12 protein-coding genes are annotated in these 16,504 nt (G+C 62.3%); 7 read left to right on the forward strand and 5 right to left on the reverse strand.

Going from position 1 to position 16,504, the window contains the following annotated elements; all coding sequences use genetic code 11:
• Nucleotides 1-84: 84 nt before the first annotated feature.
• The gene (locus tag AB4Y87_RS17560) at nt 85-438 is read right to left on the reverse strand and encodes an Rv2175c family DNA-binding protein (protein WP_442005587.1); all 354 of its coding nucleotides are present in this window, start codon (nt 436-438) and stop codon (nt 85-87) included.
• Nucleotides 439-697: 259 nt separating this feature from the next.
• Here AB4Y87_RS17560 and AB4Y87_RS17565 point away from each other — a divergent pair, with 259 nt between their 5' ends.
• A complete protein-coding gene (locus AB4Y87_RS17565; RefSeq protein WP_442005588.1) occupies nt 698-2,038 on the forward strand; it encodes a LysM peptidoglycan-binding domain-containing protein in 1,341 nt (446 codons plus the stop codon).
• Nucleotides 2,039-2,115: 77 nt separating this feature from the next.
• The gene (pknB, locus tag AB4Y87_RS17570; RefSeq protein ID WP_442005589.1) at nt 2,116-4,209 is read left to right on the forward strand and encodes a Stk1 family PASTA domain-containing Ser/Thr kinase; all 2,094 of its coding nucleotides are present in this window, start codon (nt 2,116-2,118) and stop codon (nt 4,207-4,209) included.
• Between the two features lie 75 nt (nt 4,210-4,284).
• Here pknB and AB4Y87_RS17575 read toward each other — a convergent pair whose 3' ends face one another.
• Together AB4Y87_RS17575 and AB4Y87_RS17580 are read right to left on the reverse strand one after the other, a co-directional pair.
• Entirely contained in the window at nt 4,285-5,688 is a 1,404-nt protein-coding gene (locus tag AB4Y87_RS17575) for a class II 3-deoxy-7-phosphoheptulonate synthase (protein WP_442005590.1), read from the reverse strand.
• A 66-nt stretch (nt 5,689-5,754) separates the two neighbouring features.
• Nucleotides 5,755-6,546 (reverse strand): lysophospholipid acyltransferase family protein, encoded by a 792-nt coding sequence (locus AB4Y87_RS17580; protein ID WP_442005591.1) that lies wholly within the window; start codon nt 6,544-6,546, stop codon nt 5,755-5,757.
• Nucleotides 6,547-6,655: 109 nt separating this feature from the next.
• Here AB4Y87_RS17580 and AB4Y87_RS17585 point away from each other — a divergent pair, with 109 nt between their 5' ends.
• The 3 genes from AB4Y87_RS17585 to AB4Y87_RS17595 are packed head-to-tail and all read left to right on the forward strand — an operon-like array spanning nt 6,656 to nt 8,794.
• Complete coding sequence (locus AB4Y87_RS17585; RefSeq protein ID WP_442005592.1) at nt 6,656-7,444, forward strand: alpha/beta hydrolase; 789 nt, start codon at nt 6,656-6,658, stop codon at nt 7,442-7,444.
• Nucleotides 7,441-8,244 carry an alpha/beta hydrolase gene (locus tag AB4Y87_RS17590; RefSeq protein ID WP_442005593.1) on the forward strand — a complete coding sequence of 268 codons (804 nt, stop codon included), beginning with the start codon at nt 7,441-7,443 and terminating at the stop codon, nt 8,242-8,244. The genes AB4Y87_RS17585 and AB4Y87_RS17590 overlap by 4 nt, the downstream gene beginning before the upstream one ends.
• Nucleotides 8,231-8,794, forward strand: coding sequence for a hypothetical protein (locus AB4Y87_RS17595; protein ID WP_442005594.1), 564 nt, complete (start codon nt 8,231-8,233; stop codon nt 8,792-8,794). Before AB4Y87_RS17590 ends, AB4Y87_RS17595 begins: the two co-directional genes overlap by 14 nt.
• A gap of 30 nt (nt 8,795-8,824) precedes the next feature.
• Here the strand turns inward: AB4Y87_RS17595 and AB4Y87_RS17600 are convergent, their stop codons facing one another.
• Complete coding sequence (locus tag AB4Y87_RS17600; protein ID WP_442005595.1) at nt 8,825-9,883, reverse strand: ROK family protein; 1,059 nt, start codon at nt 9,881-9,883, stop codon at nt 8,825-8,827.
• 188 nt (nt 9,884-10,071) lie between these two features.
• Between AB4Y87_RS17600 and AB4Y87_RS17605 the strand changes: the two genes are divergently transcribed.
• Nucleotides 10,072-11,883 (forward strand): AMP-dependent synthetase/ligase, encoded by a 1,812-nt coding sequence (locus AB4Y87_RS17605; RefSeq protein ID WP_442005596.1) that lies wholly within the window; start codon nt 10,072-10,074, stop codon nt 11,881-11,883.
• A gap of 70 nt (nt 11,884-11,953) precedes the next feature.
• Here the strand turns inward: AB4Y87_RS17605 and AB4Y87_RS17610 are convergent, their stop codons facing one another.
• Nucleotides 11,954-15,349, reverse strand: coding sequence for a pyruvate carboxylase (locus AB4Y87_RS17610; RefSeq protein ID WP_442005597.1), 3,396 nt, complete (start codon nt 15,347-15,349; stop codon nt 11,954-11,956).
• A 304-nt stretch (nt 15,350-15,653) separates the two neighbouring features.
• Here AB4Y87_RS17610 and AB4Y87_RS17615 point away from each other — a divergent pair, with 304 nt between their 5' ends.
• On the forward strand, nt 15,654-16,463 hold the full coding sequence (locus AB4Y87_RS17615; RefSeq protein ID WP_442005598.1) for a ParA family protein: 810 nt from the start codon (nt 15,654-15,656) through the stop codon (nt 16,461-16,463).
• Nucleotides 16,464-16,504 lie beyond the last annotated feature (41 nt).

Genomic DNA, 16,504 nt, shown 5'->3' on the forward strand with positions numbered 1-16,504 from the left:
CGGTCAAGAACCGCCGTCGTCCGCTGTTTAACTGCTTATGACGGAATCCAACTGTCGGCTAACCGACTACCGGGAGAGACTGCGTTACCAGGCGAGAGACTGGGCGCGACGCCGAATCTCCGTCTTGCGTCCTTCGCGCAATGCATCGATAGGCCGTCCGCGCAATGAATCGTCAGGGGTAAACAACCACACGATGAGTTCTTCGTCGTTGTAACCGGCATCGCTAAGAACCGCAATGGTTCCCTTCAAGCTGTCCACGACGTGTCCATCCTGAATAAACAGCGCCGGAATCGAGCGGATATTCCGCTCCCCCCGCCTGATGGCAACCAGCGCACGCTCATCCAACAGTCCGTGGACTTTGGTGATGGAAACTCCGAGCAGCTCGGCGACATCCGGCAGCGGCAACCAGTCGGAAACAAGGCTTTCTACATTACTCACGGAACAAGGTTGCCACGCCGGGCTGCCTGTCGCCTAGCCGAAGTACGACGGCGACCCTCCACGCGGGAGAAAGTCGCCTTTTCATGGGGGTGAATTCGGCGAGGAGATTTCCAAAGCGCGCGAATTGTTGTGCCTGATGAATAAGTGTGAGAGATTCACACTGATCACACTTGCAACATTGATAACATCAGTAACATTGGCAACACTGGTAACAGCGGCAACACAAACTACTCCCGCTGCTGAGATGAGGACACATTCCATGACGACGCCCCGCTCGCCGAAACGAACCATGAGCATGCCGGTTATTGCGGCAACCACGGCTGCGCTTCCCGCCGTGGTTTTGTCCTCGCTTGCCTTGGCCCAGCCAGCCACGGCTGCACCGGCACCCCAGCCGCGCAAGATTCCCGCTACCCTCGCTGCAGCCATGAAGGCCCAGGCCACCAAAGTGGGCAATGTGATTCCCGCCCAAGCGGTTGCGGCGACGCTTCCGTCCGCCCTGCGCCCCATGGCCCCCTCCGTGCCGGACACCTACAAGATCGTCCGCGGAGACACCATCAGTGCCATTGCACGCCGCTTCAACCTGGACACGTCCGCCGTCCTGCAGTTGAACAAGCTCACGGCAACAACGCTTATTTACCCGGGCCAGACCATCAAACTCACTGGCACTGCCCCGGCCGCCCCTGACCAGGCGCCCGCGCCGGCGCCGAGCGCGCCTTCAAATGCCACCACCTACACGGTGGTTTCTGGCGATACGCTGGGCGCGATCGCCGCCCGGTACGGTGTCCCGCTGTCCAGCATCTTCAGCTGGAACAATCTCAGTGGCAGCTCCATCATCTACCCTGGCCAGAAGATCAAGGTGAGTGGTGACTCTTCGCCCGTGACTCCCCCTGCTCCTGCCCCGGCTCCGGCACCTGCGGCCACTCCCGTGGCCAACACGGGCTCCTACACCATCAAAGCCGGCGACACCCTGAGCTCCATTGCATCGCGTCACAACGTTTCGTTGTCAGCGCTGATGAGCGTCAATACAGTTTCGGCAACGACCGTCATTTACCCCGGACAGAAGCTCACCATTCCCGGCACTACGTCACTGCAGCCCGCCGGGGAAACCAAGCCCCTGGTGCCGAGCTCGTTCCTCGGCTTTACGTACCCGCCCGCTGTCGTCAGCTCCGCCAACGAGAACAAGGCGCTGCTGAACGCTTCGCCTGTCCCGAGCCGTGATGAAATGAAAACAATCGTGGCTGATACCGCCCGGCGCATGGGAGTCAGCCCCTCATTGGCACTTGCCTTCGCCGAACAGGAATCGGGCTTCGACCAGCGTGCAGTCTCCCCCGCCAACGCCATTGGAACCATGCAGGTCATTCCTTCCTCCGGCCAATGGGCATCTGATTTGGTAGGCCGCAAGCTCAACCTCCTGGATCCCTATGACAATGCAACGGCCGGCGTCGCCATCATCAGGGCACTCATCGCCACCAGCAAAGACCTCGACAACGCCATTGCGGGTTACTACCAAGGGCAGTACTCGGTCAGCAAGTACGGCATGTACGACGACACCAAGCGCTACGTCGAATCGATCAAGGCCCGGCAACGTACTTTCGGCTAGGCCGTTCCCAAGCACCTTCGGACGAGGCCCGGGTCCTTTGCGGATTCGGGCCTCTTCCCTGCCTCGTTTAGGATCGTATGGTGCAGGAACCAACGCAGGACCACCTCATCGGGACCACCGTGGACGGGCGCTACAACGTCCGATCACGCCTTGCAAGAGGTGGAATGTCCACCGTCTACCTGGCCACGGACCAGCGCCTGGAGCGCGACGTGGCCCTCAAAGTCCTGCACCCGCACCTGGCCAATGACGAGACGTTCCTGGAGCGACTCAGCCGCGAGGCCAAGGCCGCTGCGAGCCTGTCCCATCCCCACGTTGTCAGCGTGCTGGACCAGGGCGAAGACGGGCATATCGCTTATCTGGTGATGGAGTACGTCAAAGGCCATACACTTCGTGACGTCATCAACCAGCAGGGTGCACTTCCACCGCGCCTGGCCCTCGCTCTGATCGATCCCGTCATCGAAGGTTTAGCGGCAGCCCATGGATCAGGACTCATCCATCGGGACATCAAACCGGAGAACGTGCTCATAGCGGACGACGGCCGGATCAAGGTAGGCGACTTCGGATTAGCCCGGGCTGTCACGGCCACCACAAGTACAGGCGCCTTGATCGGCACGGTCGCGTACCTCGCTCCCGAATTGGTGCTCGGCAAACCCGCCGATGCCCGCAGCGACGTCTACTCAGCGGGCATCATGCTCTACGAAATGCTCACAGGCAAGCAGCCATATGCTGGGGAGTCCCCGATTCAAGTTGCATACCAGCACGTCAACGCCGTGGTTGGCCGCCCCTCAGAGGCTGCTCCCGGTCTTGCCGAAGACCTGGACGAACTGGTGCAGTGGTGTACTGCTGTGGACGCCGAAAACCGGCCCGTGGACGGCTCCGCCTTGCTGTCGGAACTGCGCCACATCCGGACCACACTGAGCGACGAACAACTGGACCACAGACAGCCCTCCTCCCGGCCCCTCTCCCCTGCCGCTGCTGCTGGGGCAGCGGGTTCGGCGGGTCGCGCTTCCGGCGCCGCTCGGCAGGGAGCCACCCCGCAAGAGAATCCCACCGAGGCCCTTGCCACGACAGCATCGCCCACCGAATTCATCCCACACCAGAGCAACCCGACAACCGTGATGGCAGGATCTGCACGGCAACCACGCAACGGCCTGGCCCTTCCCGGTGTGGACGATGACCCGCGCCAGCCCAGCAAACGGGAGCAGAAGAAGCTGGAGCGGCAACAGGCTAAAGACCAGGCCCGGGCTGCTGCCACCCCGATGCGTCCCTTGCGTGAAGGCAATCCCCGGCGGCGCGCTGTCATTTGGACAGTCGTGATCGTGATCCTGGCGCTGCTGGCAGGTTCTGCCGGATGGTTCTTCGGCATGGGGCCTGGATCTCCAGGCACCGTTCCCGATGTCAAGAACAAGACGGTGGCCGAGGCCCAACAACTCCTGCGAACCGCAGGTTTCCAGTCCGAACCCAAGGACGTCTTCGACGACGACGTCCAAGCCGGACTCGCCGTCGGGACTGAACCCAAATCCGGGGAAGTGGTACGGAAGTTTCAAACCATCGCGCTTTTCGTTTCAAAAGGTGCACAGCTCTTCGCGCTCCCCGGGCTAACAGGTGGGACCCTGGATGACGCAAAGACGGCCCTTAACGCCGCCCAAATGACCCTTGGCAACGTCACAGAGGCTTTTGACGAAAAGATCCCCGCAGGCATTGTCATCTCCCAGGACCCTGCCCCGGGCAAAGAAGTCCGCCACGGCACGCCGGTTTCCTTCGTTGTTTCCAAAGGACCCCAGCCCATCCCCGTTCCCGATGTTCGGGGTTTGCCGCAGGATGCTGCCGTGAAAGCAATTCAGGATGCCGGTTTGAAGGCCGCTGTAGCCCCAGAGACGGTCAACGACAAATCTGTGCCCAAGGGCGCCGTTGTGGCGCAGTCCCCTGGCAACGGCACGCTCGTCCGCGGTGAAACGGTGACCCTGACGCTGTCCAAGGGACCCAAAATGGTCAAACTCCCCAATTACGTTGGCCAGCAGGCCAAGAAGGCCGTGGAGGAGCTTGGCAAATTGGGTTTCGAAGTCAAGATCACCGATGTCCTCGGCGGTTTCTTGGGAATCGTCCGAGACCAGAGCCCAGCAGGCCCAGAAGCGCCGGAAGGGTCAACCGTTAACCTAACGGTGGTCTAGCCGGTCCACCCTAGTCGCAGAATATTGAAACTGGTGCGGTCCGAATTCATCCGGACCGCACCTTTCTTATATCTGCTACCTCTTGGAGAGAGCTCCTGCCACCAGGAAGGCCATCTCGAGGGACTGCATGTGGTTCAGGCGCGGATCGCAGACAGACTCGTAGCGGTCCAGGAAAGCGTCCTGATCGATGGGATCTGCACCACCAAGGCACTCAGCGACGTCGTCGCCGGTCATTTCGACATGCAGACCACCCGGAACCGTTCCCAAGGAGTGGTGTACTTCGAAGAATCCACGTACTTCATCGATGACGTCGTCGAAGTTGCGGGTCTTGTACCCGTTTGGCGAGGTCACCGTGTTGCCGTGCATCGGGTCCGTCACCCACAGGACCTGGGCACCGGAGGCAGTAACGCGCTCGACGACGGCCGGCAGCTTTTCGCGGATGTTGGTGGCACCCATGCGGGTAATGAATGTCAGGCGCCCGGGTTCGCGGTTCGGGTCCAGCTTGTCGATGAGGCGCAGGGCATCGTCGCCGCTGGTGGTGGGGCCGAGTTTGACTCCAATGGGGTTCCGTACACGGGAAAGGAAGTCCACGTGGGCATGATCAAGTTCGCGGGTCCGCTCGCCGATCCAGAGGAAGTGGGCGGAAGTGTCGTAGGGCAGGCCGGTGCGGGAGTCGATGCGGGTCAGTGCGCGTTCGTAGTCGAGCAGCAGTGCCTCGTGGCTGGCGAAGAACTCAACCCGCTTGAGCGCCTCGAAGTCAGCACCACAGGAGTCCATGAACATGATGGCGCGATCAATGTCGCGGGCAAGGGACTCGTACCGGGCATGCGCCGGGTTCTCAGTGAAGCCCTTGTTCCATTGGTGGACCAGCCGAAGATCCGCGAAGCCACCTTGGGTGAATGCCCGGATCAGGTTAAGTGTGGATGCCGACGTATGGTAGGCCTTCAGCATCCTGCCGGCGTCGTGCGCGCGGGACTCGGGTGTGAAGTCGTAGCCGTTGACGATATCTCCGCGGTATGCGGGAAGCGTCACGCCGTCGCGGGTTTCATCGTTGGACGATCGTGGCTTGGCAAATTGGCCGGCCATGCGGCCCATCTTAATGACCGGCATCGCCGCACCGTACGTCAGCACGACGGCCATCTGGAGGATCGTCTTGACGCGTGCGCTGATCTTGTCCGCGGTAGCGGCTTCAAAGGTTTCTGCGCAGTCTCCACCCTGCAGGAGGAAAGCCTTGCCCTGGGCGGCCGCAGCCAAGCGCTCCCGAAGAACATCAACTTCGCCGGCAAATACCAAAGGCGGAACGACGGAAAGTTCCTTAACGGAGGCCTTGAAGACCTCGGAGTCAGACCACGTGGGCTGCTGGGAAATCGGCAGGTCCCGCCAGGCGTCAAGGCCGGGGTAATTTGCAGCCCCACTCTGGGCGGTGCTGGCGAGTGGGTCTACTACAGGGGGTGCGGTGTTCGCGGTTAGCTCAGTCACCCTTCAAGAGTAGTAGCCTCCGCCAAGGTTGGGGCACTGCAGGCGTAACTGTCCCTGCCGAATGCGTCACAGTCCCCCGCTGGCCGCTCCCCCGTCTTCCTTGGGTTCATCCTTGTCATCGGCGATGTCTGAAGGAGCCTCCTCGGCCGCTTTGACTTTACCCACGGTCCCGGGCCCTTTGCCGTCCAGGCGGGCCTTGACCACAGCTGCGTACTCGTCCACGTACTCTTGTCCGGAAAGCCGCATCAGCTCGTACATGATTTCGTCAGTTGCAGCCCGTTGAATGAGCCGGTCATCCTCCATGCCGTAATAACGGCTGAAGTCCAAGGGCTGCCCAAAGATGACACCGATGCGCCGGATGCTGGGCAGCCTCTTGCCAATGGGCTGGACCTTTTCCGTGCCAATCATGGCCACCGGCACCACAGGGACACGGGTCTGGAGCGCGAGCCGCGCAACACCCACCTTGCCGCGGTAGAGCTTGGCGTCCGGACTCCGGGTGCCTTCGGGGTAGATTCCCAAGAGCCCGCCGGAATTCAGGACGTCCTTCCCGGCTTGCAGCGATAGCTCCGACGCGGCTCCGCCGGAGCGGTCCATGGGTAGTTGGTTCGTCAGCCTGAAGAACAGCGCCGTCAAGCGGCCCTTCATGCCCTTGCCAGTGAAGTACTCGGACTTGGCAAGGAAGATCACGGGCCGATCCACCATCAGGGGCAGGAAGATGGAGTCCGAAAAGGACAAATGGTTGGACGCCAGGATTGCTGGGCCGTTTCCGGGGACGTTGTCCAGCCCTTTGACCCATGGCCGGAACAGCAGTTTGAGAACAGGACCAAGAAAGATCCTCTTCATGACCCAATAGAACACGTTTGTCCTCTCACGACCGGTTTACGGGCGTCCTTCCGGCCAAGCCGGTGGGACTCAACAGCAACCCTACTCCAGTGAGAAATATCGGTAAGAGTGACACGATGGAGCCATGACGGAACGCAACCAACCAGCCGCGCCGCTCGCTTTCCACCATCCCGGCCATGGAGCCAATGCTTCCACCGGAGTGGCCATCTGCCACGGATTTACGGGTAGCCCGCTGAGCGTCCTGCCCTGGGCCGAGTATCTGGCCGGGCAGGGATTTTCCGTTTCAGTGCCTTTGCTTCCCGGTCACGGAACCAGCTGGCACGATCTCGCCACCACACGATGGCAGGACTGGTACAGGACATTTGAGCGAAGCTATCTGGACCTTGCCGCCCGGACCGAGACGTGTTTTGTGGCAGGCCTGTCCATGGGCGGTGCTGTTGCCCTCCGCCTCGCTTCACTGCACGATGTTCCAGGCCTGGTCCTGGTGAACCCAGGGTTGAGTTTCTACGATCGCCGGGTCAGGTACGTCGGAGCACTCAAGTACGTCATGCCCACCACCTCACCCATTGAGGAAGAAAAACCGACGGCGGCCGCCACACAGGACGGTGACTACTCAAAGACGCCTTTGAAGTCAGTGCACGAACTGAAGAAGCTCTTCCGCCAGGCAACCCGCGCCCTCCCACAAATTCAAGCCCCGGCACTGGTCTTCAAATCATCAGTGGACGGTGTCATCCCGCCCACTTCCGTAGCTATGATCAGCAGGCATATGGACCCTTCCCGACTCAAGGTCGTGACCCTCCCGGCGAGCGGCCACGTAGCCACGTTGGATGTGGATGCACCCACCATCTTTGAAGAATCGGCGCAGTTTTTCCGTCAGCATGCCGCGGACAGAGTAGCCTCAGAGTCATCATGAAAATGCTTCCCGATTTCTCCCCGTTCCTCAGCAACTGGACTGGCTCAGGCCCCCGGGTTGGCGTCGTCATGTCACACGGGTTTACGGGAAGCCCGCACAGCGTCCGGCCCTGGGCGGAGCACCTGGCAGCGGCGGGATATGCCGTCAGGGTTCCGTTGCTCCCCGGGCACGGAACTACCTGGCAGGATATGGCCACGCGTTCATGGCGTGAATGGCACCGGGCCGTTGACGATTCCTACAGGGAACTGGCAGGCGAATGCGATTTCGTGTTCGCGGCTGGACTGTCCATGGGCGGAACGCTGGCGCTGCGCATTGCGGCGACACGGCCCGTGGCCGGCACCATTGTGGTAAACCCCGGCCTGGTACTTGATGACCCGCGCGCCGTGATCGTTGCGGCCCTCAAGTACGTCATGAAGAGCACTCCGGCAATCGCCAATGACATTTTGAAGCCGGACCAGGACGAAGGGGCATATTCCCGCACCCCGGTTGCAGCGGCCCACGAGTTGAAGAAGATGTACAAAGACACTGCCGCGCTATTGCCCCGCATCAGTTCCCCTGTCCGGGTCTTTCGCTCCACAGTGGACAATGTCATCTCCAACGCCAGCCTCGAATTCCTTCGTGCACGGGTCCAGGCGCCCGTTGACGTCACCTACCTCAGCAACAGCCATCATGTTGCGACCCTTGACAACGACGCCCCTGAAATCTTCACGGGAACCGTCGACTTCATCCAAAAGACCATGGCGGCCCTGGCCGGCGATGGGTCTTCCCTCGAAAAGGACAAAGCCGATGAACAGGCCTGATCCCAACTCTGCCGATCAGAGCGCCAACAAAGACGACGACGCCGTCTGGTTGGATTTGGTGGCCAGGCTGGAAGCAACGGAATCCTCACCCTTGGGTGAGGCCCCCGAACCGGGCCGGCCGGAAACGGACCAGGCAGGACCCGGGCCAGCGAAGGAAGACACTCCAAGGGGCTTCAAGGACTTTGATCCGCTGGGCCTGTCTTCTCCGGCTGCGGCAGCCGCGTCGGATGCCCAGGCGGCGCAAGTCGGACCCGAACAACTGGAAGGCAGGCCCTCCGGCCCCCGCGATTTCGAGGCGGACGACGACGATGACGGCGCCTTCGTCCCCGAGGAGCCTCCCAGCCTGGTGGGAACGGACCCGCTGACCATGCTGGCATGGATCGGCGCTGTAGGCGGCCCCCTCGCCCTGCTTTTTACGGCGATGTTTTGGCGTTCGGCACCCTTGCTGGCCATCCTTGGCATAGTGGTGGCCTTTGCAGCTTCCGTCGTCTACCTGATCATGCGGCTACCGCACGAGAAAAACGAGGACGACGACGGCGCCCGCATCTAGGTGCGCGCGCCCACTTGGTTGTCGGCCGGCTTAGCTGTGGGCACGGCCGCTGACCCTCGAAAGGTCAGCAGCGCCGATCATGCCTGCACGGGGTCCCAGAGCGGCGAGCTCAATCCTTGCCATCGGACGGAATCCACGCCCCGTCAAATTCCGGGCGAATGCTTCACGGGCCGGTCCGGCGAGCAGGTCCCCGGCGTCGCACAATCCGCCTCCAATCACGAACATCCCGGGATCCAGTGCCGCCGCCAGGTTGGCCAGCCCCAAGCCCAACCATTCACCTTGGTCCGCCAACAGTTCCCTTGACGTGGAGTCCCCGGCAAGCGCCAACACTGTAACTGCAGCGCCGGTGATGCTCTCCTCCACACCGCCTGCGCGTTCAAGGAGTGCGCGGCCCTCAGGCGAGTTGGTTCGCACCAATTGGCGGGCCTCACGGCCGAGGGCGTTCCCCGACGCGTATTGCTCCCAACAGCCACGATTGCCGCATTCGCAACGGTGCCCGCCGGGGAAAATGATCTGGTGACCGAATTCGCCTGCCACACCGTAGCGGCCGCGTTCAACCCTCCCGTCCATCACCATTGCGCCGCCGATGCCCGTGCCCAACGTGATGCACACCAGGCGGCTCTCACCTTGGCCGGCGCCAAAGCGCCACTCCGCCCAGGCGGCTGCGTCGGCGTCGTTCGTTAGTAAAACCGGGCGCCTCAACAGATTCTGCAGGCTTTCCCTCAGGGGCTCGTTGCGCCAGGCAAGGTGCGGACTGAACAGTACCGTACCGCCGTCGAGGTCCATCCAACCGGCCGCGCCAATACCCACGGAGGCAATCCGGTGCTCTGCGCTGAGTTCATCAACGAGTTCCACGATGGTCTGCTCCACGGCCCGGGGGTCCGCGCCTGGCGTGGACCTGCGTGCCTCGGCAAGGATCCTGCCCTCGGCGTCAACAACCCCTGCAGCTACCTTGGTGCCGCCGATGTCAATGCCGATGGCCAGCCCCCGCCGGCCCAAATGACTCCTGCGCCCAGCCCAGGGAACATCCTTCAAGGCAGCGACTGGTGGCCGGGGCCGGGCACGGGAACTGGACCGTAATGAAGGCATCCCAACATCCTATTCTGCCGGGCCCGGGGAGGCAGACATCGCCAAGCGCTGGACAACGCCAAGTTGCTCGAAACGGACGGTCATCCGTAAAGTTACTCGCCAGTAGGTTAAATAGGACACACCTCCGCGGGTGGGCATACTAGAGTGAAAGCAGCCTCTCGCGGCCCATGGATATCAAAGGAGCTACCGTGCGTGAATTCAGTGTTCCGCCTCTTGTCAATGTTGCCCCTGAAACCAACATCACGGACCTCGTTGTGCGGGAAGCGGCCAAGCCTTCAAACCCGGCTCTGTTCGCCAAACTGGACAGCAACGCACAATGGCAGGACATCCGGGCCACCGATTTCCTCGCCGATGTCAGGGCCTTGGCAAAGGGCCTTATCGCCAGTGGAGTGGGTGCCGGCGACCGCGTCGGCATCATGTCCCGGACCCGTTATGAATGGTCGCTGGTGGACTTTGCCCTCTGGTTCGCAGGAGCCGTTTCTGTCCCGATTTACGAGACCTCTTCCCCATCGCAGGTGGCCTGGAACCTGGGCGATTCCGGTGCTGTGGCCGCCTTCGGTGAAGCCGCCCACCACGAGGACATCATCAGGCAAGCTGTCGCAGCCGAAGACATCCAGTCAGTGGCGAACGTTTGGCAGCTTGAGGGTGCCGGCCTTGATGCCCTTCGCTCCGCTGGCACCAGTGTCACCGATGAGGAACTGGAGACGCGCCGCTCCGCTGCAGGCCTGACGGACCTTGCCACCATCATCTACACCTCCGGAACCACAGGAAGGCCCAAGGGCTGCGAGCTGACCCACGGAAATTTCGTGGAGCTCTCCGAGAATGCCCGTGCGGCGCTGGGCGAGATCATCAACGAGTCCGCCAAGACCATCATGTTCCTCCCGCTGGCCCACGTCTTTGCGCGGTTTATCTCCGTGCTGGCCGTCGCAGGGGGCGTCAAAGTAGCCCACACTCCGGATATCAAGCATCTGCTGGCCGACCTGCAGAGCTTCCAGCCGACATTCATCCTTGCTGTGCCGCGCGTCTTCGAGAAGGTCTACAACTCGGCACTGACCAAAGCCGAGGACAGCGGCAAGGGCGCCATTTTCCACCGTGCAGTGGATACGGCAATCGAGTATTCCAAGGCTCGACAGGCCGGTTCCCTGGGCTTGGGGTTGAAGCTCAAGCATGCAGTGTTCGACAAACTCGTCTATGGAAAGCTCCGCGACGCCATGGGCGGACATGTGGCGCACGCTGTCTCAGGTGGCGGCCCCTTGGGCGAACGCCTGGGCCACTTCTTCCAAGGCATCGGCCTTCAGATCCTGGAGGGATACGGCCTGACGGAAACCACCGCGCCGATCTCGGTCAACACACCCTCCATGATCAGGATTGGCACCGTGGGCGCCCCGCTTCCCGGCAACGCCGTAAAGATCGCAGACGACGGCGAAATTCTCGCCAAGGGCGTCTGTGTCATGCGTGGCTACTACAAGCGCGAAGACCTCACGCAGGAAACCTTTGCCGACGGGTGGTTCCGCACCGGGGACATCGGCGAGCTGGACAGCAATGGCTTCCTTAAGATCACCGGCCGCAAGAAGGAAATCATCGTCACGGCAGGTGGGAAGAACGTGGTTCCTGCGCTGCTGGAAGACCAGATCCGTGCAGACGCCTTGGTTTCCCAGGTTCTGGTGGTGGGCGATAACCGCCCGTTCATCGGCGCCCTGGTCACGCTGGATGAAGAGGCCTTGCCGGGATGGCTGGAACGCCACGGACTTGCATCCGGCACCACTTTGACTGAAGCCGCCGAGAACCCGGTAGTAAGGGCTGCCGTCCAGGACCTCATCAGCAAAGCGAACCAGTCAGTTTCCCAAGCGGAGGCCATCAAGTCCTTCCGGATAGTCCCCGCGGACTTCACCGAGGCCTCCGGCCACCTCACTCCGTCGCTGAAGGTCAAGCGCGCCCAAGTCATGAAGGACTTTGACGTCGTGATCGAAGAAATGTATTCAGCGCCCCGCGCGCAGTAGCTACGGCGTTACAGCAAGCGAAAAACCCCTTCCGGAACTCCTCCGGAAGGGGTTTTTCGTTGGTGGATCGTTAGCCGATCACCAGCAGCAAATCGCCGCCCTGGACCTGCTCCACCGAGGAGATGGCGATCCGGGAGACCGTGCCGGCCACCGGCGTCGTGATGGATGCTTCCATCTTCATGGCCTCGATGGTGGCAACCGTGTCGCCGGCGTTGACGACATCGCCTGCCTTGACCGTGACGGTAACGGCCCCGGCGAACGGGGCTGCAACCTGCCCGGGCTGTGCTGGGTCGGCCTTCTCTGCCGCCTTGACGTTGCTCACCACGGAACGGTCGCGGACAACCACTGGACGCGACTGGCCGTTAAGCGTACACATCACCGTACGCATGCCCTTTTCGTCAGCTTCGGACACGGCCTCAAGCTGGGCAATGAGGCGGACGCCCTTCTCCAGCTCGATCACGTGCTCCGAGCCCTGCTGGAAACCGTAGAGGTAATCACGGGTGTCCAGCACGGAGATATTGCCGTAGGTCTCCACGCTCTTGAGGTAGTCCTTGGTAGGACCTGCGAAGAGCAAGCGGTTCAGGGTGTGCTGGCGGGTCTTCGAATCACCCTTCAGCGCGGCGCTGTCCTCTGAACTGATCTCAACGTCCCGGACCTTGATGCTGCGGCCTTGAAGGGCCTTGGTACGGAACGGCTCGGGCCAGCCTCCGGGAGGATCTCCGAGTTCGCCGGAAAGGAAGCCGATGACGGAGTCCGGGATGTCGTAGTTCTGCGGGTTCTCGTTGAAGTCCGCAGGGTCAGCGTTCAGGCCGACAAGGTGCAGTGCGAGATCGCCCACCACCTTGGAGGAAGGAGTCACCTTGACCAAGCGGCCCAGGATGCGGTCTGCCGCCGTGTACATGTCCTCGATGGCTTCGAACTGCTCCCCCAACCCCAAGGCGATGGCCTGCTGGCGAAGGTTGGACAGCTGGCCACCTGGGATCTCGTGCTGGTACACACGGCCTGTGGGACCCGGCAGGCCGGACTCGAAGGGCGCGTAGACCCGTCGAACCGCTTCCCAGTAAGGCTCCAGTGCACCGACGTTGGCAAGGCTCATCCCGGTGTCGCGCGGTGTATTGGCCAATGCTGCCACCAGCGCCGAAGCGGCAGGCTGGCTTGTAGTCCCGGCCAGGGAGGCAGCAGCGACGTCAACGGCGTCCACTCCGGCGTCGACGGCCGCCAGAAGCGTTGCGAGCTGGCCACCGGCGGTGTCGTGCGTGTGCAGGTGCACGGGCAGGTCGAAACGCTCTCGCAAGGCGGAGACGAGCTTGGCAGCCGCGGCGGGACGCAGGAGTCCCGCCATGTCCTTGATGGCGAGGATGTGGGCACCGGCGTCGACGATCTTCTGGGCAAGGTCCAGGTAGTAGTCGAGGGTGTACAGGTCCTCGTTGGGGTCAAGGAGGTTGCCGGTGTAGCAGAGTGCGACCTCTGCGACGGCAGTACCTGTTGCACGCACAGCCCGGATTGCCGGGGCCATCTGGTTGACGTCATTGAGGGCGTCGAAGATGCGGAAGATGTCAATGCCGGTAGCCGCTGCTTCGTTGACGAAGGCCTCGGTCACCTCTTCCGGGTAAGGCGTGTAACCAACAGTGTTCCGTCCACGGAGCAGCATCTGGATACACGTGTTCGGCAGTGCCTGCCGCAGAGCAGCCAAGCGGTCCCAAGGGTCCTCGCCAAGGAAGCGGAGCGCGACGTCGTACGTTGCACCACCCCAGGCCTCGACGGAAAGCAGCTCCGGCAGCAACGCCGTGACGGCGGGGCCGGCCGCTACGAGGTCGCGGGTGCGGACACGCGTAGCCAGCAAGGACTGGTGGGCATCACGGAACGTGGTGTCCGTGACGGCGACTGCCTGCTGCTCACGCAACGCTTTCGCAAAGCCCTCCGGACCGAGCTCCAGCAGCTTCTGGCGCGAACCGGATGTGGGCACCGGACCATCGATCACTGGCAGCTTGCTGGCGGGGTCGGAGTGGACCTTGAGCTCGCCATTCGGCTTGTTCACAGTGACCTCGGCCAGCCAGGTGAGCAGTTTGGTTCCACGGTCGGCAGAGATGTGCGACTTGAGCAGTTCAGGGCGCTTGTCGATAAAGTCCGTGGCCACGTTCCCGGCGTTGAAGTCCGGATCGGCCAGCACGGCCTGCAGGAATGGAATGTTGGTGGACACGCCACGGATCCGGAATTCTGCCAAACCGCGCCGTGCACGGGCAACCGCGGCCGGGTAATCGCGTCCGCGGCAGGTCAACTTGACGAGCATGGAGTCGAAGTGCGGGCTGATCTCGGCACCGGAGTAGACGGTACCGCCGTCGAGACGCACGCCCGCGCCACCTGCGGAACGGTAGCCGGTGATCTTTCCGACGTCGGGACGGAAGCCATTGGCCGGATCCTCCGTGGTGATGCGGCACTGCAGCGCCGCGCCCTTGATGGAGACCGTCTCCTGGCTCAATCCGAGGTCTGCCAGTGTCTCGCCGGATGCAATGCGCATTTGCGCCTGGACGAGGTCCACATCCGTGATTTCCTCGGTGACAGTGTGCTCCACCTGGATGCGCGGGTTCATTTCGATGAATACGTGCTGGCCTGCACGCTCGCCTTCGGTGTCTACCAGGAATTCAACCGTTCCGGCGTTGACGTAGTTCAGGGCCTTGGCGAAGGCAACGGCGTCACGGTAGAGCGCCTGGCGGATGTTTTCATCCAGGTTGGGCGCGGGGGCGATTTCCACCACCTTCTGGTGGCGGCGCTGCAAGGAACAGTCACGCTCGAACAGGTGCATGACGTTACCCTCGGCGTCGGCCAGGATCTGCACTTCGATGTGGCGCGGGCGCAGCACGGCCTGCTCGAGGAACATCGTGGGATCACCAAACGCAGCATCGGCCTCGCGCATGGCGGACTGCAGGGCTTCGGGGAGGGCTTCACGGGTCTCCACGCGACGCATGCCACGTCCACCACCGCCGGCAACGGCCTTGGCGAAGATCGGGAAGCCGATTTCGTCGGCTGCCGCGATCAGTTCATCGAGGTCCTTTGAAGGCTTGCTCGACTTCAGCACGGGGACACCCGCCTTGCGGGCAGCTTCCAGGGCAGCAACCTTGTTGCCTGCGAGTTCCAGGACCTCGGCAGGCGGGCCCACGAAGGTGATTCCCGCGGCGTTGGCCGCACGGGCCAGGTCAGGGTTTTCCGAGAGGAAGCCATAGCCGGGGTAGATGGCGTCGGCGCCGGCTTCCTTGGCGACGCGGACAACCTCCTCGACGTCCAGGTAGGCGCGGACAGGGTGGCCCACCTCGCCGATCAGGTAAGCTTCGTCGGCCTTCTGCCGGTGGATCGAGTTGCGATCCTCATGCGGAAAGACGGCTACGGTCTTGGCGCCCAGTTCATAACCAGCGCGAAACGCCCTGATCGCGATTTCGCCGCGATTGGCCACCAGAATTTTCGAAAACATACTTCTCCTGCATCATTGCGGGTGGATCGGTCGGTGGTCACAGTGTGTAGTGCCGCCAGCATCAAACACAAATCTTTGTGGCAACCATCACAATGGAATCGTCATCTGGGCTGTATATGCGTGCGCGCGACTCCCCACCGTGCTAATGGCCGCAGCATCCTCCGGCACCCGGGCGCGTAGAAAGCGGGAATCCACGGCCCCGCCCCATATGATGTTGGAGGGGCTTCGGCAAGCCCCGGCTCCGGCGGTCCCGGAGCGGAAAACAGCGCGATACGGCAACCGGCGTTAGGTTTTGGGTTTTCAAGTGCAAGTAGTCAGCATCAGCAGCCTCAAAGGCGGAGTGGGAAAGACGTCAGTGACCACCGGACTGGCGTCCGCGGCCCTCGCGGCCGGCATTCCAACCCTCGTGGTGGACCTCGATCCCCATGCCGACGCTACGACGGCACTCGGCGTCCAGCGAGGTGACCAGTTGGACATTGGCCGCATGCTCAAGAGTCCCCGGAAAGCGAAACTTCCCGAGAACGTCGCCAGCAGCAGCTGGGTTTCCAACGGTTCCAGCGGCGGCAAGCTTGACGTTGCTGTTGGATCCGCGTTCACGGGTATCTATGACCGCCCGGATCTCGGCCGCCGCGACCTTCGCAGGCTCTCGGCCGTTCTTGCAGGAACCACCAACTATGAACTGATTCTTGTGGACTGCCCTCCTTCGCTGAACGGGCTCACGCGCATGGCATGGAGCGCCAGCGACCGCGTAGTGCTCGTGGCCGAGCCCGGCCTGTTCTCCGTGGCCGGTACCGAACGGACCATGCGCGCCATCCAGTTGTTCCGACAGGAATTCGCTCCTCATCTGGCGCCAGCGGGAATCGTCGCCAACCGCGTTCGCACCGGGTCAGCAGAGCACACCTTCCGGCTGTCCGAGATGGAGTCCATGTTCGGCGAGCTGCTCCTGACGCCGCACATTCCGGAGCAGGCAAACTGGCAGCAAATCCAAGGCGCAGCGCACTCCGTGCACCACTGGCCTGGCGATTCAGCCAAGAACTCCGCAAAACTCTTCGACGCACTCTTGCAGAGCCTGCTTGAGGGCCAAGCCGGCTTGCGGAATCGCCAGCAGCGCTAGCCCCCACGCACCAGCCATATGACGGAAGAAGCCGCACCCTC

It is taken from the genome of Paenarthrobacter sp. RAF54_2 (genome assembly GCF_052113945.1).
Classification (GTDB): Bacteria; Actinomycetota; Actinomycetes; order Actinomycetales; family Micrococcaceae; genus Arthrobacter.

Coding starts and splice junctions, on each gene's coding strand:
- AB4Y87_RS17565 (WP_442005588.1), top strand. CDS start 698: ATGACGACGCCCCGCTCGCCGAAACGAACCATGAGCATGCCGGTTATT.
- pknB (WP_442005589.1), top strand. CDS start 2,116: ATGGTGCAGGAACCAACGCAGGACCACCTCATCGGGACCACCGTGGAC.
- AB4Y87_RS17585 (WP_442005592.1), top strand. CDS start 6,656: ATGACGGAACGCAACCAACCAGCCGCGCCGCTCGCTTTCCACCATCCC.
- AB4Y87_RS17590 (WP_442005593.1), top strand. CDS start 7,441: ATGAAAATGCTTCCCGATTTCTCCCCGTTCCTCAGCAACTGGACTGGC.
- AB4Y87_RS17595 (WP_442005594.1), top strand. CDS start 8,231: ATGAACAGGCCTGATCCCAACTCTGCCGATCAGAGCGCCAACAAAGAC.
- AB4Y87_RS17600 (WP_442005595.1), bottom strand. CDS start 9,883: ATGCCTTCATTACGGTCCAGTTCCCGTGCCCGGCCCCGGCCACCAGTC.
- AB4Y87_RS17610 (WP_442005597.1), bottom strand. CDS start 15,349: ATGTTTTCGAAAATTCTGGTGGCCAATCGCGGCGAAATCGCGATCAGG.